We start from the raw sequence: 23,058 nt of genomic DNA, 5'->3' as shown, positions 1-23,058 counted from the left end.
AAGCTTATCTATCTAATTCATTTTGCCAAGCCCTAGCTATGTTGCCAAATCTCGTGAATTGACCTTCAAAACTTAGTTCAATTGTTCCTATTGGTCCATGCCGTTGCTTTCCAATTATAAGTTCAGCACGACCATGAAGGTGCTCCATTTCAGATTGCCACTTTGCCATATTCTCAAGATCTTGATCACTTGGTTTTTCACGCTCTTTGTAATATTCTTCACGAAATACAAACATTACGACGTCAGCGTCTTGTTCAATGGAACCTGACTCTCTCAAATCTGATAATTGGGGCCTCTTATCATCTCTAGACTCTACCTGCCTACTGAGCTGAGAGAGAGCAATAACGGGTATGTTTAGTTCTTTTGCGATAGCTTTCATACCTTGTGTTATTTCAGAAACTTCATTCACCCTGCTATCTTTGGAAGAGGCAGGCCTTACGAGTTGAAGATAATCTACTATCATTACGTCTAAACCATGTTTTCTTTTTAGGCGGCGTGCCCTTGCTGCTAATTGGGAAATAGGTAGCGCAGGTGTGTCGTCTATGAACAATGGGCAACTTTCTAGTTCTTTTGCAGCATCAACAAACCGACGAAATTCTTTCTCTGTCATGTCCCCCCTGCGAATATTTTCAGATGGAATTTCTGCTGCCTCTGAGAGAATTCTCGCAGCGAGTTGTTCTGCACTCATTTCCAGAGAAAAAAACCCTATTACTCCACCATTTATTGAGCCCTCTGTTCCGTCTTTCAATATGCCCTTCTTGTAAGTTTTGGCGACATTATAAGCTATGTTTGTGGCTAATGAAGTTTTGCCCATTGAAGGTCTTCCTGCCAGAATTAACAAATCTGACTTGTGAAGGCCGCCCAGTTTCTTATCTAGATCAATGAAGCCAGTTGAAATTCCCGCAAGTCCTCCGTCGCGCTGAAAGGCAGCATTAGCTATATCGACGGCATCAGTTACAGCTTTTAAAAACGATTTAAATCCACTGTCTGTCTTCCCAGCTTCTCCCAATTGATATAGTGCTTGCTCTGCATCCACAATTTGTTCTCTGGGCTCCTGATCAATGTCCATTTTTTGAGCTCGCTCAGAGATATCTTTCCCCAGAAGAATAAGTTGCCGTCGAATAGCCAAGTCATAAATTAATTGAGCATAATCCTGGACCGCAAAACCCGCGACTGCTGAGGCCGCTAATTTAGCAAGGTAGCTTGCGCCTCCAAGTTCGTTTAAACCTGGATCATCTTTCAAAAAGGTAGTTAATGTCACAGGTGAGGCAATGCTATTTTTTTTTATTCTCCCAGATGCAACCTCGTAAATATTAGCATGAACCGGGTCAAAAAAATGTTCTGATGTTATTAAGGAATCTGCTCTATCGAATACCTCATTGTTGCTAAGGATTGCTCCCAAAAGTTGCTGCTCTGCTTCTATGGAGTGCGGCATAGTTTCAGGAGAATGAATTTCTGCTCCGGTGGGATTGATTGCAGTGACGGTGTTCATTAGTGGTTCTCTAACTAGGTTACTCGATGCATACACTAATGATCAAAGCTGGGCAAATTGTATAATTCTGTGGATACTTTGTGAATTATTTGAAGCAGCTTAGGACGAATTGAGCCCTAGTCAGTTAAGAAGATTGTATACCGATTAAAGGCGCTCGTTTTGCCATTCACGGGGTGAATTTAAAAACTTTTCAACCTCTTCTATTGTGCTAGAGGTGAAGGTCTTTTGTAATTTTACTTCCTCTAAAATATCCCACCAGGTACATAAAAAATGTAGCTTAATGTTATTCTCTTTAAATATAGCCGGAGCTTCAGAAAATATATCATAATAAAATAATACTGCTGTATCGTTACAAGTGGCACCAGTTTGTCTGATAGCTTCTACAAATGATACTTTTGAACCGCCATCCGTTGCGAGATCTTCAACCAAAAGGACAGTCTGATCGGAATTAATAACGCCCTCAATACGCGCATTTTTCCCGTAGCCCTTTGGTTTTTTTCTAACGTAGGTCATTGGCAAACCCATTCTTTCAGCAACTAATGCGGCGAACGGAATGCCTGCGGTCTCGCCGCCAGCGATGTTATCTATCTTTTCCATTCCAACGTCACGTAGAATTTTGACCGTCAAAAAGTCCATAAGCGTGGCTCTAATTCTGGCAAAAGATATAAGTTTTCGGCAATCAACGTAAGTAGGGCTAGGTAGTCCAGATGCCAATTTGTAAGGTGTTTCTGAATTGAAGCCAATAGCTCCTATTTCTATTAACATACGGGCAGAAAGCTTGGCAATTTCATTATCCGGTATGTAAGATGATGGTATCATTTGTTAACCTTTAAAATTCTCTATTTAGATTTGACAGACCAGTATAGTGGAAAACCTGGATCGAATACGGTTATATTACCCTCTGGAGTAGATATTTTGTTGGGAAACTCTACTGGATTTTTTTCTTTTACTAACTTTATATGTTCACTATTTACGGGTAGGTTATAAAAATTTGCACCATTTATACTAACAAATTTTTCAAGTTGTTTTAGTAGACTTTCTTGCTCAAATACTTGTGCTAGGATTGGTAAAGTATTTGGCGCAGTAAAACACCCTGCACAGCCACAGGAACTTTCTTTTTGACTATCAAAATGAGGTGCACTATCCGTGCCTAAGAAAAATGATGAATTACCCGAGACAGCGGCGTTTAACAGTGCTACTCGATGTTTCTCTCTTTTGGCTACCGGCAAGCAATAGTAATGAGGTTTGATACCACCAGCTAACATGAAATTACGATTCATTACGAGATGATGAGTTGTGATCGTTGCTGCTACGTTTTCTTTTGAAGTTTTAATGTAATTTACTGCCTCTTCAGTAGTTACGTGCTCCATAACCACTTTAAGGTTCGGAAAAGTCCGTATAATCGGATCAAGAACTCTCTCAATAAACACGTGCTCTCGGTCAAATATATCAACGTCAGGGTCTACTATTTCGCCATGAACACATAAAATGCAGCCAATTTCTTCCATTTTTTCAAAAACTTTGTGCAGTCTCGTAAAGTCATTTACCCCAAGCGAAGAATTAGTTGTTGCTCCAGCGGGATATAACTTTACCGCAGAAATTAAATTTTTAGCAAAGCCCTCTGCTAAATCCATTACGTCGATTGTTTCGGTTAAATAAAGTGTCATTAGTGGTTTAAAACTATGATCAACAGGGAGGGCCTCAATAATACGACTTTTATACATGTTCGCATCTTTGACTGTAGTAATTGGAGGTATTAGGTTTGGCATTATGATAGATCGGCCAAAAATTTTTGAGGTGTAAGGAAGTACAGACTTTAAAATTGTTCCGTCTCTCAGATGCAAATGCCAGTCATCTGGTTTAATTATTTCCAACTCTTTTGTCATGATTTTCGGTTACACACTTTTGAAGTTTATTTCTAGACAAATTAAAGGGAATTAATTTAATTTATAAAACATAAGCCATTTATAGGCTTGAATATATTTCTTAAAATAGCACAAAACCTAAATTTAAGTCTGTTTAATTTTCTATGCAAGACTACATCCAGTTAAAGCTCTGTAGGGAGAGATATTATTCTAATTCTTATGCATAAAGATGTGGACATTTAAAAATGGAATCGAACTACTCAAGCGACAACATTCCAGAGATTGCTCTATCTTGGGCATCTCTCGGTGAGCCGGTGGTTTTAGCAACTGTTGTTGAAACTTGGGGTTCTGCCCCGCGTCGGGTGGGGGCACAGATGGCTATCAGCTTAAATGGAAAGATGCAGGGTTCAGTATCGGGCGGATGTATCGAAAACGCAGTTGTGTCCGAAGCAGAAGAGACAATCAACACAAAAAAGATTAGACTACTCGAATATGGTGTAAGTAACGAAGACGCTTTTTCGGTTGGATTGGCTTGTGGCGGTAAAATTCGAGTAATGCTTGAGCCAGTTGGGCATTCAATTTCAATTGAAACATTAAAAAGATTAGTAGAATTAAGGCGAAACAAAGTTCCAGTGGCATGTGTTGTAGACATTAATACTGGCAAAACCGAACTAAAAACAGACAGTTTTTTTAAACGCTTAATTAGCGGATTGTCCGGTTTTGAGGAAGAAGATAAAGTTTTTGTAACTGTTCACAGTTCACCAATTAGAATTGTAATTGTTGGTGCCGTTCACATTGCACAGAGCTTGGTAAAACTTTCAAGAATAGCAAATTTTGATCCAATTGTGATCGACTCTAGAAGTGGTTTTGCGAATTCTGATCGCTTTGACTTGGAGAATATTATTGAGGAATGGCCGGATACTGCTCTTTCCGAGCTATCCATTGATAGAAATACTGCGATAGTACTTTTAACACACGATCCTAAGTTAGATGACCCAGCCTTAAAAATCGCCTTAAATAGCAATGCATTTTATATTGGCGCACTGGGATCCAAAAAAACCCATGCTGCTCGAAAAGATAGAATGGAAAAGTTAGGCTTTGGCCCAGAAAGCACAAAAAGAATAAGTGGGCCCATCGGTCTCAAGATAGGTGCTAGCAACCCGGCTGAAATTGCAGTTTCAATCCTTGCAGAGATAATTTCTAAACTTAGGCAGCATAAAGAATGAAGTTTGGAACAGTGCAAACCAAATATGCTGCAGGTGGCATATTAGCTCATTCATTGGTTTGTGGAAGAGATAGATTTCGTAAGGGAAAAGTTTTAGACGAAAAAGATATCAGACAGTTAATTCAATTCGGGTATGATGAGGTCGTCATTGCGAGGCTTGAAGATAATGATACTGAGGAGAATTTAGCTGCCGCAAAGGTTGCGGAAAATATCCATTTTTTGGCGGAGCCAGAGAATTTTAAAAAAAGTATTGCTTTTACTGGTCGTGTTAATATTTTTGCCAGGACGACTGGAATTATAGTTTTCGATGAAGAAAACCTTATAAAAGCCAATTCTATTGACAATATGATAACGATTGCAACAATACCAAATTATTCTCAGGTCACTAAGGGTTCAATCGTAGCTACAATAAAGATAATAAGTTATGGAGTGATTGCTTCTAATCTCGAGAAGGTCGCTAGTTTAGCAGCTGGAACGATTAGGTTGAAAAGACCAAAATATTTATCGGCACATTTGATTACCACAAAAATTTCTAGGGGTACTTCTGATAAGTCACTAAGTGCAATTAAAAAAAGAACGGATTCTTTGGGTTTATCATTAAGTGTAAACAAAGATGTTCCGCATCACGAAGATAATTTAAAGGAAGCTATTGCTGACGCTGCAAGTGATATAATTCTTATATTAACTGCATCTGCTACATCCGATATTTCGGATGTAGCTCCGATGGCAGTAAAATCTCTTGGAGGGAAGATTTTGAGGTTCGGCATCCCCGTAGATCCTGGTAATCTTCTGTTCCTAGGTCTTTTATCCGATAAGCCAATCATTGGCTTACCAGGTTGCGCCAAGTCTCCTGCAACGAACGGTGCAGATTGGGTATTGTCCAGAGTAGTTTGTGGTCAAATTCCGAGCGAATACGACTTTGCTCGAATGGGGGTAGGCGGTCTCCTTAAAGAAAACAGCTTACGACCAATGCCTAGATTAAAGTCTGAAACCCAAAAATAAGCACGAATATCTATTTAGAAGAGGTTGGTCCAATCATCATAGTCATTTGGCGACCTTCCATTTTTGGTATATTTTCTATTTTGCCAAAACCTTCGATGTCTGCTGCTATCCGCTCCAATAATTCTCGTCCTAGCTCCTGATGAGCCATTTCTCTTCCGCGAAATCTTAGTGTAATCTTTACTTTGTCGCCTTTTTCGAGAAACTTGGTTACACTCCGCATTTTAACTTCATAATCATGAGTATCTGTGCCGGGTCTAAACTTGATTTCTTTGACTTCTATAATTTTTTGATTTTTACGAGCCTCTGACTCTCGTTTCTGTTGTTCATATTTATATTTGCCATAGTCCATAATCTTACAGACTGGAGGATTGGCATTAGGTGAAATTTCGACTAAGTCTAGCCCGGCTTCGTCAGATAGTTCGAGAGCTCTTTCAGGGCTAACTACCCCTACATTATCGCCATCGCTTCCTATCAGTCTTATCTCTGGGCATATTATGTTCTCGTTTACTCTCGGGCCTGTATCGCGAGAGGGTGGGGCACTGTGCGGTCTTCGAACTATTGATTTCTTCCTTATATAACGAACAAGTGTTGGTAGAGATAGCGAGGTGTGTCTGAGGTTTCAAGAGTTCATTGATAAACATACAGAACATTCTCAATAAATGTGCTTAATTTGTGTATAATAAGTTTTTAGCCACTTTCATCCACCTCCTATTCTTCGTGTAGAGTCAAAATTATCACACTAGTTGCTGATCAGTATAATAGGTTTTGGAGTAGCCTTAGAAAATTGTTATACTATTTAAAAAATAATTGAGGCAGTAAAATGTATCCAAACTTAGCTCAGAGCGGCGTTTTATACGTTCGCCATATTAGAAATAAAAGAAATACAAAAATTGGAAGATTTTTAGAAAACTTTTATTGTGCGCTGAAAGACTTAATGTCAGCTCGTTGAAGTACCTTCCTGTCGGCTATAGGCTCCTTAAGTCTATGATTTCCATTTTATTGAACAGCCCATAGATGGTATTTGTTCTAGTGGTCCTTTGCCACTTTTAGCTATTTCGATCATAGCAGAATAAAGTTCTCGTCTTATTTCGGTTGGGCGTTCTCTTTTATTGTTCAAACGTCCTCTATATTGAAGACTCAATTCAGAATTAAATCCAAAAAAATCAGGTGTGCAGGCAGCGTCGTAAGCTTTGGCTACTTCTTGTGTTTCATCGTACAAGTAAGGAAATGATAATTTTTTATCAGCAGAAAGAGCCTTCATATTTTCAAAGCTGTCTTCGGGGTGAGTGGATACATCATTCGATGAGATTGCTATAACAGCTATATCATTTTTAATTAACTCTTTAGCCTCATATATTATTTCATCAAGTGCGCTCACGACATAAGGGCAGTGATTACATATAAACATAATTAAAGTGCCATTTTGACCACGCGCTTTATTAAGCTCAATTATTTCATTTCTTGTTGATTGGAGAGAGAAGTTTTGAGCTTTCCAACCAAACTCACAAACTGGAGTGCTGAGTGCCGGCATTAATATATCCTTTAATGAAAATTATTTACCATCAACTAATTTTAATGTAGACTTATTTTAATTATTTGTGCAATTTTTATATCAACTATTCTAATTTTCTGAGAGGACCTAGTAAATGAAAAAAGTTGTCATTATTTCCGTTTTATTTTTGGCAAGCTGTTCACAAATTACGGATGTTGCGAACGGAGTTGGTGGTGCGGCAGGTAATGTTATGAGTTCTGTGGCTGATGCAGTTGGGCTGTAACAGTTGTAGCCTTTTTATATTTTTGAGTTTTATTCTATTTCCTAATTGAAATTAAGTACCGGAGTTTAGTTTTGTCTGGAATTCACGAAAAAGTCTGCATTGCTTGTCAAGCAGATGCTGATCCTGCAAGTGAAGAGGAAATACAGCAATTTATTTCGAGTACAGATTGGTCTTTGATAAATGAAAGTGGTGTGACGCAATTATTCCGTAAATATAATTTCTCAGATTTTGAGAAAGCACTTATATTTACTAATAAAGTCGGTGAAATTGCTGAAGAGGAAGGTCATCATCCTAGAATTATAACCGAATGGGGAAGTGTAAAAGTATACTGGTGGAGCCATAAGATAAAAAAAATTCATTTAAATGATCTTATTTTAGCCGCCAGGTGCGATGTTGGTTATTCGTCGATTTGATATTTGTTAATCAAATAATTTTATAAAAGTTTTGCGCTAATTTTCTTTCAAAAAAGAAGAAGGTGACACCTAGCCTGTAAGTTGGTGTCACCTAAAAACTGAGACCTAAGATAAAATGTTGGTTCCCTGATATCAGGACGCTCATTAGTCCGATCTGCCTCTACCAAGATTAAATGAAAGACTAGCACTTATTTCTAGTAAAAATGTAAATTTATTTGTGAAACCTAAGATGGTGTTACAGTATTGTTACATTTAATTAAAAGCACATATAATTTGAATATTTAATATGTTAGATTTTTATTACCAATGAAGTTTCAATGCTTGATATACAGCAGCGGTAGCAGCATTTGATAAATTTAGTGATTTTACCTTTGAATTTTTCATGGGCAAGGCAAAGATGCGATCTGGCGTTTCTGCTAGTATGTCTTGCGGTAAACCTGTCGATTCAGAACCAAAGATTAAATACGAATTCTTTGTATATGGTGCATCATAAAAGCTAGTCCGCCCTATCTCCTCGAATAAAAATATATCTTCTTTAGATGGTTTTCTTGTGTTTATGAAGTCGTTCCAATCTTCATATTGACTTATATTTACATATTTCCAGTATCGTGTGCCTGCACGTGCGACACTGGTATCATCAATAGAAAATCCAAGTGGTTTGATTAATATCAGTTCCAAATCAAGAGCCACACAAGTTCTTCCAATAGCGCCAGTGTTGTGTGGTATTTCCGGTTTGACTAACACTATTTTCATTTGATTTGATCCATTAAATTTAATCTCAAGATTTGAATTTCGTTGAATAAATTGGTATACTCAACAAGTAACTAGAAATCGTAAAGATCAGACGCTTTTACTTAGAGTCGCGCCAAATTTGAGTATAATGACTCAGAATGGCTCGTAAATTCCTTCTTATCAGTTAAACGTCTGAGTGGAGGGCGAAATGCTTAGTCACAAACTATACGAAAAACTTTCTAATATAATGAGTCAATCAGCATTAAATAATCTTTCTGATACGCAGGTCGAAGCACTAGAGGAGGAACTTAGTAAACTTATACAAGAAAAGAATGGGGATATTGATGAGATTTCTTATGACGATCTGTTAGCTGCCTGGGAAAATGCCACTTAAAGTTAACTAATTTGGTATTTAATAGCACGGATTAAAAACTGATAGAATTAAAGTAGATACAATAATTTTATATTTCTAAACTTGAACATATCACTATGATTGTCTTTGTGTTAAATCTCTGTCGTACAAAATTATATAGAAGCGGATCCTAATCTTATGAAATCAAAAAAAGATATTAATATATGGGATCCAAACGAAATTGTTTACAAAGCAGGTGATAAATCGGTCTCTGCATACTTGGTTCTTGATGGATCAGCAGAAATAATCAGTGCAGACGGAGTAAAATTGAATTCATTCGGCCCGAATGAGTTATTTGGCGAAGCTTCTTTGGTTTTGAAATCTGACCGAACCGTGAGTGTTGTGGCGGGGCCTACAGGCTTGTCAGCAAAAGTAATCAGTTCCGCAAATCTCAGAAAAAGACTTCAAAAGGATGTATTTCTTTCAGCACTGGTTAGAAAGTTAGAAACTAGATTGATTACAGCCAATCAAAAAATTGATGCTCTTTCACAAAAAACTAAGAAATCTAAATGAATCAATTTTCTGATCTGAGCGAATTTTTAGATCAAGCTTGGTTGCTTTTGACGCGAGGCGTTGTTGATGCAAAATTTGCATCTAGAAATCCTACCTTCTCTACAATTTCAGAAGAAGGTTTTCCCACTATGAGAACCGTCGTTCTAAGAAGGGCTGACCGAGTGTCGAATTGTTTGGAAATTCATACGGATCTCAAAACCAATAAGGTATTTTCACTTAAGAAAAGTAATTTTGCTGGTCTGCATTTTTGGATCCCAAAAGCTAAGTTTCAGATAAGGGCTTCAGTAATTGTTGATATACTGACAGGCTCCGAAGTTGAAGCCGAATGGAGCAGAATACCAATGCAATCTCGAGTGTCTTATGGATCTGTTCCTCGACCAGGCACTGAAATAAAAGGTCCATTTGAGTACAAAAAAAATCCTCGGCAAGATTGCTTTGCGATTTTAAGATGTAATATAAAAGAACTCGATCTTTTGTACTTGGGAGATATTCATCAGAGAGCTGTTTATAAAATAGGTGAACGTTTGGCGTCCGTATGGGTAGCCCCATAAATTTTCACAATAAAAAAACCCTCAAGTAATTGATACTTAGGGGTTTTATTTGGCTCCGGCGGTTGGGATCGAACCAACGACCAATTGATTAACAGTCAACTGCTCTACCGCTGAGCTACGCCGGAACACTCCCTGCGTATAGCAACAGCTAATTAACTAGTCTAGTGGTAAGAAATTTTTTTTTAAAATTTTAAAGTAATGAATACATTGCTGTATCGGATGATATGTCATCAACCGTCACTTGTTTTTTTATAATTAAATCAACTAAATGAGCTTTAACATTTCTTGATGCGACGCTGAGTAAATTTTGATCAATGTTTATATATATATTTCTTGTAATTTGAGAAATAGTTGCATCCCTATATTTGAGAAAATTGAGAATTTCGATTTCTCTTTTTTTTCTATGCTCTATTAACTCAACAATACGTTCTCTGGGGTTTTCTACAGGAATTCCGTGGCCTGGATAAAACGTTTCACAATGAAGATTATATATTTTTTCACACGAATTTATAAATTGTGAAACATCTCCTTCTGGCGGAGAAATAACAGATGTGGACCATTCCATGATATGGTCTCCCGTGAATAACTTATCCAAATATTGATAGCAAATATGATTGGAGAGATGGCCGGGCGTATGATGCGCTACTATTTCCCACTCACGTGAACTTATTTTTTCTTTGTCTTCCAAAAAGTGATCTGGGACAAAGTCAGTATCAATTCCAAATGTTTCGGAGGCCAAGCCCATTTCACATATCTTTTTCATATCGTTAGAGAGACCATCTAATGCGGTTCCAAACGCCAATGTTGGTGCGTTTAAAATTTTTGATAGTTTAGGTGCAAGACCACTATGATCCAAATGAGAGTGGGTTATTAAAATATGAGTAACTTTCGTATTATCAGGAATAACTTCCATTATGTTGCGCAGGTGTACTTCAGAATTTGGCCCCGGATCTATAATTAGCAGTTCTTTTCTGCCCAAAATATAAGTGTTTGTTCCTGTGCTTGTCATTGCGGATGGGTTTGGCGCTGTAAGTCGCATTAGTCCATCCTGTAATTTTACGGCGCTTGAATTTACACTGCTTCCCAATGATCCCTGCATGAATATTAAATTCCTTAATCAAGAAGAATAAGCTAAACATAGAATTGATGTTCACGTGGATCAAACAATATATGCCTAAGAGGCTTTACTGGAGAGCAGCATTCATACTGCTTTTTCCTGTAATATTTCTGCAGTTGATTGTTTCTGTGGTTATTATGAAAAGACATTTCGAAGGTGTTACAGAGCAAATGACGGGAACTGTAGCATCTCAAATTAAGCTAATAGCAACTAAAGTTGAGGCGGCCGAAATTGATGCCGCTATTGAGCTAAGCGAGGGTTTGAACATGAAACTTTTGCCTGTTGAGTTAGATAATTCTATCGGTTCAAATAGCAAACGTTTTTATGATGTATCAGGCATAGTTGTCATTAGAGAGTTGTACAAACTAAAATGGGTTCAGAATGTAGATTTACTCGATGATGATTATGTGACCGTTACTTTAAGGTTAACGGATATGATCTTTCAGCTAAAGTTTGACCGAGCTCGCGTTTCAGCATCAAATCCGCATCAATTAATTGTAAATATGGTCGTTTTTGGTGCATTTTTTACATTAATTGCCTTCATGTATTTAAGAAATCAATTAAGACCAATAACTCGCTTGGCCACAGCGGCAGAAGCCTTTGGTCGAGGTCAGACGGTCCCATATACCGCATCAGGAGCAATTGAGGTAAAGGCAGCTGGAAACGCTTTTTTGGAAATGCGCAATAGAATTGAAAGACATATTGAACAGAGAACAATGATCTTATCAGGTGTAAGCCATGACCTTCGAACGCCTTTAACTAGATTAAAGCTTGGCATCTCTCTACTGGATAGCGATGACAAAGAGCCTCTAGAGCGTGACTTGGAGGAGATGAGATTAATGTTGGATGAATTTTTAACTTTTGCTAAAGCGCAAGATAACGAAAAATCAAATTTTGAGCTTTTAACGGTTTCAAGTATACTAGATAGTCTAAAAGCTGATTATCAGAGATCTAATGCTAAACTACATGTTGCTAATAATATAACGACTGGATCTTATTTAATGCGGCCATCATTAATAAGGCGGGCCTTGGATAATATAATTGGTAATGCACTTCGTTATGGAACGCTGGCGAATTTGAGGGTTACTGTAGACAATGAGCATATAAATTTTATCGTGGAGGATGATGGACCGGGAATTCCAGAGGAAATGCGTCCTGAAGCCCTGAAACCGTTTAGTCGCTTAGATCCTGCTAGAAATCAGGATAAAGGTATGGGAGTTGGTCTTGGTTTGCCCATTGCTTCTGATATTGCCCAGGCACACGGCGGAAGCTTGAGGCTGCTTAAATCAGATAAATATGGAGGGTTGAGGGCGGAGTTCAAAATAGCCGCAAAGAAGCAATTATCTTAATGGTAGGCCCGGCAGGACTCGAACCTGCGACCAAAGCGTTATGAGCGCTCTGCTCTAACCAACTGAGCTACAGGCCCTCCATAGTGGTGTGCTATCATAAATGAAGCGGACGTCAAGTGTTTCGCGTTGAAGTTTTGCCTGTTTGCATTTATGCCCCGTAAGAGTGCAATAAGGGTGTCACCTATGAAATCAAAAATTAGTGGTTTAACTTATGCTCAGTCGGGTGTAGACATCGATGCTGGAAATAAACTTATCGATAATATTAAACCTGCTGTCAGAAAAACATCGAGGGCTGGCGTTATTTCTGGTTTAGGTGGATTTGGTGCTTTATTTGACCTAAAAGATGCTGGTTTCATAGATCCAATATTAGTTTCTGCAACTGATGGAGTTGGAACAAAGCTGAGGATAGCTATTGAATTAGAAATATTAGATACTATCGGAATAGATTTGGTGGCGATGTGTGTTAACGATCTAATTTGCCAGGGTGCAGAGCCATTATTTTTTTTGGACTATTTTGCAACTGGTAATCTTGATTTAGAAAAAGCTACAAAAGTGATTAGCGGTATTGCTGAAGGGTGCTCAATGTCTAATTGCGCATTAATTGGTGGTGAGACAGCTGAAATGCCTGGTATGTACAAGAGCGCAGATTTTGATCTTGCAGGATTTGCGGTGGGCGCTTTTGAAAGAGGCTTCCATCTTCCAAAACCCATAAAAAGTGGTGATTTGGTAATTGGATTACCTTCTAGCGGTATCCATTCAAATGGTTTTTCTCTTGTTAGAAAGATAGTTGAGATTTCTGGACTGAATTACAAGTCGCCGAGTCCATTTTCTGATAACTCCTTGGGGTTAGAGCTTTTAACTCCCACTGAAATATATGCTAAACCTTGTCTAAAAGTCATTGAGACAGGGCAGATACTTGGTTTGGCTCACATTACGGGTGGTGGATTGACTGAAAACATCATACGCATTCTTGAACCGGGGCTGGGTTTAGAAATAAATCTTGAAAGTTGGACTTTACCCCCGGTTTTCAATTGGTTAGCAAATGCTGGGTCAGTTGATCCTGTGGAAATGTTAAAAACTTTCAACTGCGGTATTGGGATGGTGCTTATCATTCCGTCTGCAAGTAAGGATTTGGTCAAACAAATGCTTGACAGTTTTTATGATCAAGTCTTTGAGATTGGCATTGTCAATAACACGGGTGAAGTATCATTTTCCGGAGAACTTTTGTGACGAAAAAAGTCGCTATTTTTATATCTGGGTCTGGCTCAAATATGGTCTCTTTAGTGAATAGTATGTACAGACGAAACTATGCTTGGCCAAGTCTTGTTTTGTCAAATAAATCTTGTGCGAGTGGCCTGTCAAAAGCTAGGAAGTTTAATATTCCTACAGTTTGTATCGAACCTAAAAAGGCTAGTGGCTTTGATTTGGATTTTGAGGCAGAGATTCAAAGAGAATTAAAAAATTATAAAATTGAATTAATTTGTTTGGCCGGATTCATGCGAGTTTTATCAAGCAATTTTGTAGATATTTGGAAGGGAAAAATATTAAATATTCACCCTTCATTGTTACCTAAATATAAAGGTTTGAATACACACAAAAGAGTATTGGAGAATGGTGAGAAATTGACTGGATGTACTGTGCATGAAGTAACCCCTGAGCTGGATTGTGGTCGAATTCTAGGGCAGGCAACCGTACCAGTATTACCTCATGATACTGTTGAATCTATTCGATTAAGAGTTCTGGAAAAAGAACATCTTTTGTATCCAAGGGCCCTAGAGCAATTTTGTCTTGGAAGATCTGTCCTGGTCACTATGTGAGATAAAATGGATATAATAAAAACTACATCTGAGTTATCAAAGTTTTGCACGTTTGCTTGTAAATTCGATTATATAACCGTAGATACCGAATTCTTACGGGAGAGAACATATTACCCAAAATTATGCTTGATCCAATTAGCAATTCCGAGTGATCACAAGAATAGTGCTGTTCTAATAGATCCGTTAGCAGGCAATCTAGATTTATCACCACTTTATGAGCTATTTTTGAATACAAAAATTGTAAAAGTATTTCACGCAGCTCGCCAGGATCTTGAGATTTTTTTTCACAACAGGAATATAATTCCAAAGCCACTTTTTGATACACAACTTGCTGCTATGGTGTGTGGATTTGGCGAGCAAGTTGGTTATGAAACTTTGGTTCGCTCAATTTGCAAGGTTAATTTGGATAAGTCATCGAGATTTACAGATTGGTCTTTGAGACCCCTAAGTGCTAACCAGCAGAGCTATGCTTTAGCGGACGTAACTCATTTACGTAACATTTACGAATATCTTAAAGGCCAATTGAACACTAATGAAAGAGGGTCATGGGTCCAAGAAGAATTAAACATACTCGAAAACCCTGAAACTTATATTACGCGTCCAAATGAAGCTTGGAAAAGGATTAAGACCCGCTCAAATTCGAGTAAGTTTTTAGGAATTGTGGCTAGTTTGGCTGAATTCAGAGAACTCTATGCGCAACGAGCTAATATTCCTAGAAGTCGTGTATTCAAGGATGATGTTTTAATCGAGTTAGCCTCTTTGAAACCAAAATCTTTAGATGAGTTGGGTCGCAGTAGATTATTGTTGCGCGATGCCCGTAAGGGCAGAATTGCTTCTGGTATTTTGGAAGCCATAAAAACCGCAGAGGAACTAAAAGATGAGCAACTTAATAACGTTAACAGAGGTCAAAAACCCATAAACGGTAATTCTGCATTAGCTGATATGTTACGTGTTTTATTGAAGGCAAAATCGGAAGAGCTTGGAGTTGCATCAAAATTGATAGCTAATAGTTCTGATTTGGACAGCTTAGCATCCGGTGACAGAACAGTACCTGCTTTGTCGGGTTGGAGACATAAAATTTTTGGCAGAGAAGCTATCGAATTATGCGATGGTAAGGTTGGTTTGATTTTGGAAGGTAAAAGTATTACTACTTTTAAAATTTAGCTTAAAGCTTTAACTCAAAAATTGTGTTTTTGCTTTCGATTAATATTTTGTCAATGTTCTCTAGTTTTTTGGTGCCCAGGGTAATCGCAGTGGTAATAGTCCTATTTTCATTTTTCTTACTAACGTAGCGTGCTTTAAATGAATATTTTAATGTATTAGGCTCTTCAGTTGTAACTGGAATTAGGCGTGGATCATAAGCCACAGCACTTTCTATTACTCCAGAAGCCAATAATATGAAGTCATAAGCTTGTGTAATTGTTAGCTCAGCATATGTTACTTTTTCAATTAATTCTCCTGTGTACTTTTTAGGATTTGTCCTTGTTATTATATTTTCTTTTGGGATAAGTGGATTAATATCCATATGATTAGCTTCTTCTTTTGGTGATAAGTCAAAGATATTAGGGGCAGATGTGCAGCCGGCACAAAAAAGTAACGTCAAGAGATATAGTTTATAAACGGGCATCGTGAAATAATTGCAATTTTGAAATTAGTAATATTTTATCTAAATATAGATCATTACTGGAAATCTAACAATTGCAAAACAAAGAATTGTAAAGCCAAAAAGGGGTAAATATGTCGACAGCAGAGTTTAAGGCAATTGTCGAGGATTTTGAATTTATAGACGATTGGGAAGATCGATATCGTTACATTATTGAGAAAGGTAAAACCATGCCTTCGCTCGACGATGCTTTAAAAGTTGACGCCACAAAAGTTCATGGATGCGCTAGCCAAGTTTGGATGCACCCAACTATTGACAGCGATATATTTTACTTTGATGGCGACAGTGATGCCATCATAGTACGCGGTCTAATTGCATTGCTAAAAACGCTGTATAATGGGCTTCCAGTAACAACCGTCGTAAATGTCGATGCAGTAACCGAATTGGGAAAATTGGGTCTAACCGAACATTTATCTTCGCAAAGATCAAATGGTTTGAATGCAATGGTGGATCGAATTAAAAAAATAGCTGAGGCAGAAGTAATTAATCAATAGCTCCTTTCCATTTTATAATCGTATTTTTTAGGTCACCGTATCCTGTGAGTTTATATTCAAATTCAAGATTTAACTTCCTTGCACACTCCGTTGCCTTTTTCTTAAGAACTTCATCATTCGTTTGTGCTAAGTATACTAATTTTGTGTAATTCCCAAAATAAGCATCAATAAGTTCGGGATGTTTTTCCAAACCCAATGGTCTCCAAACAAAAGCATCAAATTGCCGCGCTAAAAAATCAGTTAGGAAGAAGGCAGTTGGATTCAATCTTTTTGCAAAGCTGATATTGCCCTCAAAAAAAGAATAGCAATGAGGACCTTGAATCATTTCGACGCCAAGATCTTTACAAGCTTTCTCAAGCATACCTCCGGTTCCACAATCAGCGTATGCAACATAGATTTTTTGATATTTTTGTTTATTATTTTTTACCGCGTCAATGACTGCTGGCGTGATTTTTTCTGGGTGATTATGATATATAGCAGGTAGGCATTTAATGGAAATGTTATCCCAGCTGAGGATTTCATTAATCGCAAGTATCTCTCTTGCTATAGCGCCGCATGCCACTACAAGAGTGGCATCCCTGGAGTTGCTTAAAGTTAGAGTACCATTTGTGAGGCCATCATCATCCAATAGGTCCATAATACTTCCAATATTGCTCAGAATGACTGCTTAACTGAAACTTAACTTTAAGCTGAAAGCTGATTATGCTTTCGAGCAACAAACTCTTTTGCAGTTTCAACTGCAACAGCGGCGTCTCGGCAGTACGCATCTGCTCCAATAGCCTTTCCGAATTCCTCGTTCAATGGAGCTCCGCCAACCAGTACAATATAATCCTCTCTAATGCCTTGCTCTACCATTGTATCAATAACTACTTTCATATAGGGCATAGTAGTGGTTAGGAGAGCTGACATACCCAAAATGTCAGGAGATTCTTGTTCCAAAGCATCCAAATAATTCTCTACTGGGTTATTAATACCTAAGTCGACGACTTCAAAGCCAGCGCCTTCCATCATCATTGAGACTAAGTTTTTGCCAATATCGTGAATATCACCCTTCACAGTTCCTATTACCATTTTACCGACTCTAGGAGCTCCGGTTTCTGCGAGCAAAGGTTTAAGTATAGTCATTCCAGCTTTCATAGCATTAGCCGCTAGCAAAACTTCAGGAACAAATAATATTCCATCTCTAAAATCTTGGCCTACAATCGTCATTCCGCCGACAAGAGCCTCAGTAAGAACTCGATATGGTTCCCATTTGCGTTCGAGAAGAATATTTACCCCTTCTTCGATCTCTTCTTTGAGACCGTCATAAAGGTCATCAAACATTTGCTGGACCAGTTCCTCATCGTCCAAATCAGCTAGAATGATATCTTCTTCTTCCATACCTATTCCCTTAAGTTGCATAAAAGATTGGCAATATATACTTAACTTAAACCTTTCTATTCTTTACTGCGTTTGAACTTTCCAATTTACGACATCGATTACTTCAAAGCCGACTATTTTTACGACAATATTCTATACTTTCTTGTTTCATTATGAATTAAATAAAAAAATTCGTAATTTTGCATATATCATGAGGTAGAGCGTCTTTTTCGTCTCGATCGCCCTGATAATGCTCTATCAGTATTTTTACCTATAGCTGCGTTCAGATTCTCCGAGAATTTTCCAAGTTTAGAAACAATTAAATCATCCGTTGGTGGATTGCCCAAAGGAGTAGTCTCCAGTGCTAATTTCATCGCGCGAATGTGCTCATACGCGGTACCACAACAACCCCCAATTATTTTTGCACCACTATCGCGCGCAAGAAGAGCATATTGAGCCATTACCTCTGGAGTTCCATCATATAAAAATTCACCATTCTCAAATCTTGGAACACCAGCGTTTCCTTTTAGGATAAGTGGGATGTTGAAATCTTCCTTTGTAAAGCCTTGTAAAGTTTTAATTATATCTGAGGCTCCGGTGCCGCAGTTAGCGCCAAAAGCTATTGGAGGATTCTCAAGATCTTTTATAATTTTTACAAATTCTTGCGGAGATATACCCATCATGGTTCTGCCCGCAGTGTCAAAGCTCATAGTCCCGCACCAAGGTAGATCGATTAACTCAATCGCTTTAGCTGCAGCGTAAAACTCCTCAGCTGCTGAAATTGTTTCTACCCATATAATATCAGCGCCTCCAGCTTTGAGACCTTCGGCCTGTTCATGAAAAAACTCTACCGCTGTATCAAATTTTAAATCGCCGATAGGAGAAAGTATTTCACCAGTCGGGCCAATTGATCCGGCTACAAATATTTTATTTTTGAATTCGCTTGCAACTTCTTTCGCTAGTGCAGCAGAAATTTGTGAGAGTTTGTAAGATTTTTTTTCTAATTTATGTAATTTAAGTCTTGCCCGGTTGGCGCCAAAACTATTTGTCAAAAACAGTTCACTCCCAGCATCTCCAAACATTCTATGTAGATTTTTAATTTTTTGTGGTTCGGTTTCGTTCCATATTTCTGGTGCATCTCCGTTACTCAGGCCCATCTGAAATAGATTAGTTCCGATTGCACCATCCGCCAGTAACCAGTCCCTTTGTCCGAGCGCTTCCGTGAAGCTTGATGGCATTGTTTTACCCTTTTTCTAGCGGTTTAATTCAAATAAAAAAATAAATAAAGTTCATAATTTTCACGTAAATAATGAAATATTTTAATAATACTTTAAGAAAAAATTCGCCTAAAACTTATGCAATAAATTCAATTATGCAAAATTTTACTTTCTGAACTGGTTGCCGAAATACATTTCTTTTAGTATGAGCGTGGCGAGCGCTCCATTCTTTTATGAAAGTTTATAAATGGCCAGACGTACTAAAGTATACGAGGGTAAAGCAAAAATTCTTTATGAGGGGCCTGAGCCAGGTACTTTGGTGCAGTATTTCAAGGACGATGCGACAGCATTTAATGCAAAGAAGAAAGAAATAATCGAAGGAAAAGGCGTCTTAAACAATCGTCTCAGCGAATTTTTCATGGTGGGGCTTAATAATATCGGAATACCCACACATTTTCTAAAACGTCTTAACATGCGAGAACAATTAATTTCATCATGTGAAATTATTCCGTTAGAAGTTATAGTTAGAAATTTTGCTGCCGGTACTCTGTGCGAAAGGCTTGGCTTAGACGAGGGGAGGCAGTTATCTCGACCGTTGGTGGAATACTGTTATAAGGATGATAGTTTAGGGGACCCATTAGTTTCAGAGGAGCACATAGCTGCTTTTGGCTGGGCCTCTCATCAAGAAATGGACGAAATTCTTAGCTTAGCATTGCGAGTAAATGATTTTATGTCCGGAATATTTTACGGAGTAGGTATAAGACTGGTAGATTTCAAAATTGAAATAGGCAGAATTTTTGAGTCAGATTTTCAGAGATTGGTCATTGCCGATGAGATTAGTCCTGATAGCTGCAGATTGTGGGATATAAATTCAGGAGAAAAGTTAGATAAAGATGTATTTCGGAGAGATTTGGGAAATTTAACCGACGCGTACTCAGAGGTGGCAATGAGATTAGGGGTGATCCAGCCCGCAAATTCGAAAGTGGCTGAGCCCAGACTGGTCAAGTAGGTACAAAATGAAAGCTTGCATAAAAATAATGTTAAAAAATGGCGTCCTTGATCCACAAGGTGAGGCAATTAGGCATGCGCTTAATAATATAGGCTTTGAGAATGTAACTGGGGTCCGGCAAGGTAAGGTAATAGAACTTGAAGTCGATGGATCTGATAAAGGTCAAGTTCGGTCTGAGTTGGATAAAATGTGCAACAAATTATTAGCTAATACAGTAATTGAAAATTTTGAAATCGAGATCCTATAATGAAAGCAGCTGTTATAGTTTTCCCGGGCTCTAACTGTGATAGAGACCTTGCGGTTGCTTTAGAAATGGTTGGTTTTGAAGTATCAAAAATCTGGCATAAAGACTCTGAACTTGAAAAAGAGATAGATCTTGTTGCAATACCAGGAGGGTTCTCTTTTGGTGATTACCTAAGGGTTGGGGCAATTGCCGCTAATTCTCCGATATGTAAATCTATAATTTCTCATGCTGAACGTGGCGGATATATAGTTGGGATATGCAATGGTTTTCAAATTCTTACTGAAACTGGACTTTTGCCGGGAGCGCTTTTGCGCAATTCTGGCTTGAAATATATTTGTAAAACTGTGGATCTTAATGTCGAAACGGCCAACAGTATCTTCACAAATAAATATAATCCTTCGAATGTTATCAGACTTCCGATTGCTCATCACGATGGAAATTATAATGCTGATGTGTCTGATATCGAGACTATGAGAGATCAGGATCTAATTGCTTTTACTTATTGTGATAATCCCAACGGCTCAATTGAGAATATAGCAGGAATTTTATCCAGTAATAGAAGAGTTTTAGGTATGATGCCGCACCCTGAAAGGGCTTCGGAAAAAGCTCACGGGAATTTAGATGGAGTAGTTTTTTTTAAAGGTTTGGTTGAGTCAGTATCAACTGCTTGATTTGTAAAGCTTTAAATTTCAGTCGGCAGATTGTTTTTGGCGGAATATGAAGAATAAACTTATCCATAATAGTCCAAGAAAAGCTGAAAATATTGTGTTCCATCCTGCCATAGAAATATTGAGGAATGACCATAAAACCTCATCACATTTTGTTAGTGGCGCTGACATGATCTGTTCGATCAAAGCGTCTGTAGACATGCTGTTTATACTACCAGATGAACATGTATTTGGGCCTGGCCAAAATTCTTGTTCTATTCCGAAGTGATATGCTCCAACTCCTGCGCTTGAAAATGCAGCCACAGCAGGAATAAATACTATTGTCCCTATTGAGGTGTAAGAATAGATGATACCAAAAATTATAGCGAGAACATGAGGATAGCGTTGCCAATAGCATAGCTTACATGGAGGTAAACCTCCTAGGTATTGAAAACCTAGAGCTCCAAGAAGTAATAAAGCTGACCCTAAGATTGCTATAAAAGTTAATCTTTTTTGGTTCATATTAATTTCAACCCTATAAATCCAAATATAAGTAATATGACAAAAAGCAAGAAAACCCAGTTAAGATATCTCTCAATAAAAATTTTTATTTCGTGTCCATAGAAATTCAAGAGTCCTGCGACTATAAAAAATCGAATTCCTCGAGAAACTAGTGATGCAACCACAAAAACCACGAAATTTAGGTTGGTAGCACCTGACATTATGGTAATTACTTTAAATGGTATGGGTGAAATACCAGCGGTAATAACTGCCCATAAACCAACCTGGTTGTATTTTTGCGAGAAATTTGCCATTTCCGCTTCTTTGCCAAGTGTATAAAGAATAGGTTGTGCGAATTGCTCATAGGAAAAAGCGCCAATTATATAGCCAAAAACTCCTCCTAGAACCGAAAATACAGTTGCTATTAAAGCAAAGAACCAAGCCCGGGACGGTTTCATTAAAACCATTGGAATAAGCATTACATCTGGTGGAATAGGGAAAAACGATGCTTCAATAAACGAGATTAGAGCTAAAAAGTATATTGCTTGCGGGTGAGCCGCAAGTGCCATTGTTTTATTGTAGAGTCGTTTAATCATTGGTTTCCTAAGTTTAGGCTGATCAATCATTTAATGCATTTAACGTCAAGCACACTTTACCTCTGGACGTTTTTCAATTCTAATATTAGACAGCAACTGTGCCCAAGTGGCGGAATGGTAGACGCAGGGGATTCAAAATCCCCCGATGGTAACATCGTGAGAGTTCGAGTCTCTCCTTGGGCACCATTATCGCATTAAATGCATCGTGTTATAAATTGATTTTACTAGGAAGTTAATTGTTGGAGGATCGTTTAGTGTCACACATTCAGTACACAATCTGTCGGAATGCAACCTATTATTACAACCGTAGAGTACCGAAACATGCAGAAAAACAGTATGGTAAATTCCTTAGGTACTCTCTGGGTAAATGCCCAGATTTAGCTGCCAAAATAGCTGTTCGCCTAACCTCATTACTAGAAAGTAACTGGTCTAATAATCAACATATCATGCCAATTAATATTGTTGAGACAATATCTAGCTATCAGAAAAAGTCGTATACACTTCTAGAAGTGCTCAATGACTACATAGAAATAAAAGATATTAACAAAAAAGTGAGTCATATTGCCGCTAGCACTCTAGTTTCTTTAGTGGGCAACAAAAGAATAGAGGACTACACAAGAGAAGATGCAAAGCTACTCGTCTCCTATTTAGGAAGAAAAGGAAATAAGACGGCTACAATCAGAAGAAGGCTAGGGAGCTTATCAGGCGCGGTAGAGGTTGACTGGTGAGAATAAATAAATGAATTGTTTATTCTGATTTTGGATAGCGAGGAAAATATGGAAAATTCTGCGTTATTGACCTGCCATTGTGGTGCTGTCGAGATAAACCTGAAACTTCCAAATGGAATTGAACATGTTCAAAGATGTTCTTGTTCGATGTGTAGTAGAAAGTATGCTGTCTTTGCCTGTGTTGACCTTAAGAATTTAGAGGTAATCAGAGGTAAAAATGAACTGAAGGAATATACTTTTCATACTCATACTTCTAAACATTGGTTCTGTTCAATTTGCGGGATTCATACACACCACCAAGCCCGTAACACACCAACTCAATATGTAGTAAACTTAG

31 protein-coding genes and 3 tRNA genes are annotated in these 23,058 nt (G+C 38.0%); 19 read left to right on the top strand and 15 right to left on the bottom strand.

Annotated elements, in window-relative coordinates; all coding sequences use genetic code 11:
• Positions 1-4 precede the first annotated feature (4 nt).
• From ACTF5Q_RS00170 to pyrC, 3 genes are all read right to left on the bottom strand, one after another.
• A complete protein-coding gene (locus tag ACTF5Q_RS00170) occupies positions 5-1,492 on the bottom strand; it encodes a replicative DNA helicase (RefSeq protein ID WP_438952720.1) in 1,488 nt (495 codons plus the stop codon).
• A gap of 144 nt (positions 1,493-1,636) precedes the next feature.
• Positions 1,637-2,311 carry an orotate phosphoribosyltransferase gene (locus tag ACTF5Q_RS00165; protein ID WP_438952719.1) on the bottom strand — a complete coding sequence of 225 codons (675 nt, stop codon included), beginning with the start codon at positions 2,309-2,311 and terminating at the stop codon, positions 1,637-1,639.
• Between the two features lie 20 nt (positions 2,312-2,331).
• Positions 2,332-3,378: a dihydroorotase gene (gene pyrC / locus ACTF5Q_RS00160; protein WP_438952718.1), complete on the bottom strand. Its 1,047-nt coding sequence runs from the start codon at positions 3,376-3,378 to the stop codon at positions 2,332-2,334.
• A 224-nt stretch (positions 3,379-3,602) separates the two neighbouring features.
• Here pyrC and ACTF5Q_RS00155 point away from each other — a divergent pair, with 224 nt between their 5' ends.
• Entirely contained in the window at positions 3,603-4,583 is a 981-nt protein-coding gene (locus ACTF5Q_RS00155; protein WP_438952717.1) for an XdhC family protein, read from the top strand.
• Positions 4,580-5,584 (top strand): molybdopterin-binding protein, encoded by a 1,005-nt coding sequence (locus ACTF5Q_RS00150; protein ID WP_438952716.1) that lies wholly within the window; start codon positions 4,580-4,582, stop codon positions 5,582-5,584. The genes ACTF5Q_RS00155 and ACTF5Q_RS00150 overlap by 4 nt, the downstream gene beginning before the upstream one ends.
• Positions 5,585-5,594: 10 nt before the next feature.
• On the opposite strand, the gene infC is transcribed toward ACTF5Q_RS00150, so the two are convergent.
• Positions 5,595-6,056 (bottom strand): translation initiation factor IF-3, encoded by a 462-nt coding sequence (infC, locus tag ACTF5Q_RS00145; RefSeq protein ID WP_438953073.1) that lies wholly within the window; start codon positions 6,054-6,056, stop codon positions 5,595-5,597.
• Between infC and ACTF5Q_RS00140 the strand changes: the two genes are divergently transcribed.
• The gene (locus ACTF5Q_RS00140) at positions 5,953-6,162 is read left to right on the top strand and encodes a hypothetical protein (protein WP_438952715.1); all 210 of its coding nucleotides are present in this window, start codon (positions 5,953-5,955) and stop codon (positions 6,160-6,162) included. The genes infC and ACTF5Q_RS00140 overlap by 104 nt on opposite strands.
• Positions 6,163-6,566: 404 nt before the next feature.
• On the opposite strand, the gene ACTF5Q_RS00135 is transcribed toward ACTF5Q_RS00140, so the two are convergent.
• Positions 6,567-7,115, bottom strand: coding sequence for a thioredoxin family protein (locus tag ACTF5Q_RS00135; RefSeq protein ID WP_438952714.1), 549 nt, complete (start codon positions 7,113-7,115; stop codon positions 6,567-6,569).
• Positions 7,116-7,230: 115 nt separating this feature from the next.
• On the opposite strand from ACTF5Q_RS00135, the gene ACTF5Q_RS00130 reads away from it, so the two are divergent.
• Together ACTF5Q_RS00130 and ACTF5Q_RS00125 are read left to right on the top strand one after the other, a co-directional pair.
• Positions 7,231-7,359, top strand: coding sequence for a hypothetical protein (locus ACTF5Q_RS00130; RefSeq protein ID WP_438952713.1), 129 nt, complete (start codon positions 7,231-7,233; stop codon positions 7,357-7,359).
• A 71-nt stretch (positions 7,360-7,430) separates the two neighbouring features.
• The gene (locus ACTF5Q_RS00125; RefSeq protein WP_438952712.1) at positions 7,431-7,772 is read left to right on the top strand and encodes a 4a-hydroxytetrahydrobiopterin dehydratase; all 342 of its coding nucleotides are present in this window, start codon (positions 7,431-7,433) and stop codon (positions 7,770-7,772) included.
• Positions 7,773-8,072: 300 nt separating this feature from the next.
• Here ACTF5Q_RS00125 and ACTF5Q_RS00120 read toward each other — a convergent pair whose 3' ends face one another.
• Positions 8,073-8,525, bottom strand: a complete 453-nt coding sequence (locus tag ACTF5Q_RS00120) for a tRNA (cytidine(34)-2'-O)-methyltransferase (RefSeq protein WP_438952711.1) — start codon at positions 8,523-8,525, stop codon at positions 8,073-8,075.
• Positions 8,526-8,712: 187 nt separating this feature from the next.
• Between ACTF5Q_RS00120 and ACTF5Q_RS00115 the strand changes: the two genes are divergently transcribed.
• The 3 genes from ACTF5Q_RS00115 (at position 8,713) to ACTF5Q_RS00105 (ending at position 9,980) form a co-directional block, all read left to right on the top strand.
• Positions 8,713-8,898 (top strand): hypothetical protein, encoded by a 186-nt coding sequence (locus tag ACTF5Q_RS00115; RefSeq protein ID WP_438952710.1) that lies wholly within the window; start codon positions 8,713-8,715, stop codon positions 8,896-8,898.
• Positions 8,899-9,054: 156 nt separating this feature from the next.
• The gene (locus ACTF5Q_RS00110; protein ID WP_438952709.1) at positions 9,055-9,429 is read left to right on the top strand and encodes a Crp/Fnr family transcriptional regulator; all 375 of its coding nucleotides are present in this window, start codon (positions 9,055-9,057) and stop codon (positions 9,427-9,429) included.
• Positions 9,426-9,980: a pyridoxamine 5'-phosphate oxidase gene (locus tag ACTF5Q_RS00105; protein ID WP_438952708.1), complete on the top strand. Its 555-nt coding sequence runs from the start codon at positions 9,426-9,428 to the stop codon at positions 9,978-9,980. Before ACTF5Q_RS00110 ends, ACTF5Q_RS00105 begins: the two co-directional genes overlap by 4 nt.
• Before the next feature lie 50 nt (positions 9,981-10,030).
• Here the strand turns inward: ACTF5Q_RS00105 and ACTF5Q_RS00100 are convergent.
• Together ACTF5Q_RS00100 and ACTF5Q_RS00095 are read right to left on the bottom strand one after the other, a co-directional pair.
• Positions 10,031-10,105, bottom strand: a tRNA-Asn gene (locus tag ACTF5Q_RS00100).
• A 65-nt stretch (positions 10,106-10,170) separates the two neighbouring features.
• Positions 10,171-11,019 (bottom strand): MBL fold metallo-hydrolase, encoded by an 849-nt coding sequence (locus ACTF5Q_RS00095; protein WP_438952707.1) that lies wholly within the window; start codon positions 11,017-11,019, stop codon positions 10,171-10,173.
• Between the two features lie 131 nt (positions 11,020-11,150).
• Here ACTF5Q_RS00095 and ACTF5Q_RS00090 point away from each other — a divergent pair, with 131 nt between their 5' ends.
• Positions 11,151-12,446, top strand: a complete 1,296-nt coding sequence (locus tag ACTF5Q_RS00090) for an ATP-binding protein (protein WP_438952706.1) — start codon at positions 11,151-11,153, stop codon at positions 12,444-12,446.
• Here ACTF5Q_RS00090 and ACTF5Q_RS00085 read toward each other — a convergent pair.
• A tRNA-Ile gene (locus tag ACTF5Q_RS00085) sits at positions 12,447-12,523 on the bottom strand.
• Positions 12,524-12,629: 106 nt separating this feature from the next.
• Between ACTF5Q_RS00085 and purM the strand changes: the two genes are divergently transcribed.
• From purM to rnd, 3 genes are read left to right on the top strand one after another with little or no spacing between them, the layout of a single operon-like run.
• On the top strand, positions 12,630-13,676 hold the full coding sequence (gene purM / locus ACTF5Q_RS00080; protein WP_438952705.1) for a phosphoribosylformylglycinamidine cyclo-ligase: 1,047 nt from the start codon (positions 12,630-12,632) through the stop codon (positions 13,674-13,676).
• Complete coding sequence (purN, locus tag ACTF5Q_RS00075) at positions 13,673-14,263, top strand: phosphoribosylglycinamide formyltransferase (protein WP_438952704.1); 591 nt, start codon at positions 13,673-13,675, stop codon at positions 14,261-14,263. The genes purM and purN overlap by 4 nt, the downstream gene beginning before the upstream one ends.
• A 6-nt stretch (positions 14,264-14,269) precedes the next feature.
• The gene (gene rnd / locus ACTF5Q_RS00070) at positions 14,270-15,427 is read left to right on the top strand and encodes a ribonuclease D (protein WP_438952703.1); all 1,158 of its coding nucleotides are present in this window, start codon (positions 14,270-14,272) and stop codon (positions 15,425-15,427) included.
• 1 nt (position 15,428) lies between these two features.
• Here the strand turns inward: rnd and ACTF5Q_RS00065 are convergent, their stop codons facing one another.
• Complete coding sequence (locus tag ACTF5Q_RS00065) at positions 15,429-15,788, bottom strand: hypothetical protein (protein ID WP_438952702.1); 360 nt, start codon at positions 15,786-15,788, stop codon at positions 15,429-15,431.
• Positions 15,789-16,000: 212 nt separating this feature from the next.
• On the opposite strand from ACTF5Q_RS00065, the gene ACTF5Q_RS00060 reads away from it, so the two are divergent.
• Positions 16,001-16,420, top strand: a complete 420-nt coding sequence (locus tag ACTF5Q_RS00060; protein WP_438952701.1) for a SufE family protein — start codon at positions 16,001-16,003, stop codon at positions 16,418-16,420.
• On the opposite strand, the gene ACTF5Q_RS00055 is transcribed toward ACTF5Q_RS00060, so the two are convergent.
• From ACTF5Q_RS00055 to bmt, 3 genes are all read right to left on the bottom strand, one after another.
• On the bottom strand, positions 16,410-17,057 hold the full coding sequence (locus tag ACTF5Q_RS00055) for a DUF1638 domain-containing protein (protein WP_438952700.1): 648 nt from the start codon (positions 17,055-17,057) through the stop codon (positions 16,410-16,412). The two genes, ACTF5Q_RS00060 and ACTF5Q_RS00055, sit on opposite strands and share 11 nt — an antisense overlap.
• Before the next feature lie 47 nt (positions 17,058-17,104).
• A complete protein-coding gene (locus ACTF5Q_RS00050) occupies positions 17,105-17,800 on the bottom strand; it encodes a corrinoid protein (protein WP_438952699.1) in 696 nt (231 codons plus the stop codon).
• A gap of 188 nt (positions 17,801-17,988) precedes the next feature.
• A complete protein-coding gene (bmt, locus tag ACTF5Q_RS00045) occupies positions 17,989-19,017 on the bottom strand; it encodes a betaine--homocysteine S-methyltransferase (protein WP_438952698.1) in 1,029 nt (342 codons plus the stop codon).
• Positions 19,018-19,243: 226 nt separating this feature from the next.
• Here bmt and purC point away from each other — a divergent pair, with 226 nt between their 5' ends.
• Genes purC through purQ form a run of 3 tightly spaced genes read left to right on the top strand, consistent with a single transcriptional unit; the run spans position 19,244 to position 20,920 of the window.
• Positions 19,244-20,005, top strand: a complete 762-nt coding sequence (gene purC / locus ACTF5Q_RS00040) for a phosphoribosylaminoimidazolesuccinocarboxamide synthase (RefSeq protein WP_438952697.1) — start codon at positions 19,244-19,246, stop codon at positions 20,003-20,005.
• A gap of 7 nt (positions 20,006-20,012) precedes the next feature.
• On the top strand, positions 20,013-20,252 hold the full coding sequence (purS, locus tag ACTF5Q_RS00035; RefSeq protein WP_438952696.1) for a phosphoribosylformylglycinamidine synthase subunit PurS: 240 nt from the start codon (positions 20,013-20,015) through the stop codon (positions 20,250-20,252).
• On the top strand, positions 20,252-20,920 hold the full coding sequence (gene purQ / locus ACTF5Q_RS00030; RefSeq protein WP_438952695.1) for a phosphoribosylformylglycinamidine synthase subunit PurQ: 669 nt from the start codon (positions 20,252-20,254) through the stop codon (positions 20,918-20,920). The genes purS and purQ overlap by 1 nt, the downstream gene beginning before the upstream one ends.
• Before the next feature lie 18 nt (positions 20,921-20,938).
• On the opposite strand, the gene ACTF5Q_RS00025 is transcribed toward purQ, so the two are convergent.
• Complete coding sequence (locus tag ACTF5Q_RS00025; protein ID WP_438952694.1) at positions 20,939-21,418, bottom strand: disulfide bond formation protein B; 480 nt, start codon at positions 21,416-21,418, stop codon at positions 20,939-20,941.
• Positions 21,415-21,993 (bottom strand): YqaA family protein, encoded by a 579-nt coding sequence (locus ACTF5Q_RS00020; protein WP_438952693.1) that lies wholly within the window; start codon positions 21,991-21,993, stop codon positions 21,415-21,417. The genes ACTF5Q_RS00025 and ACTF5Q_RS00020 overlap by 4 nt, the downstream gene beginning before the upstream one ends.
• Positions 21,994-22,093: 100 nt before the next feature.
• Between ACTF5Q_RS00020 and ACTF5Q_RS00015 the strand changes: the two genes are divergently transcribed.
• From ACTF5Q_RS00015 to ACTF5Q_RS00005, 3 genes are all read left to right on the top strand, one after another.
• Positions 22,094-22,179: transfer RNA gene (locus ACTF5Q_RS00015), tRNA-Leu, on the top strand.
• A 68-nt stretch (positions 22,180-22,247) separates the two neighbouring features.
• Positions 22,248-22,721 (top strand): hypothetical protein, encoded by a 474-nt coding sequence (locus ACTF5Q_RS00010; RefSeq protein WP_438952692.1) that lies wholly within the window; start codon positions 22,248-22,250, stop codon positions 22,719-22,721.
• Positions 22,722-22,769: 48 nt separating this feature from the next.
• The coding region (locus tag ACTF5Q_RS00005; protein WP_438952691.1) for a GFA family protein at positions 22,770-23,058 on the top strand (289 nt) is incomplete at its 3' end.

Source organism: Candidatus Salinivivens marinus, from assembly GCF_965655845.1.
Classification (GTDB): Bacteria; Pseudomonadota; Alphaproteobacteria; order Rhodobacterales; family Rhodobacteraceae; genus Salinivivens; species Salinivivens marinus.
Note: the sequence above shows the minus strand (reverse complement) of the source record. Positions and strands in the feature narration are given on the sequence as shown.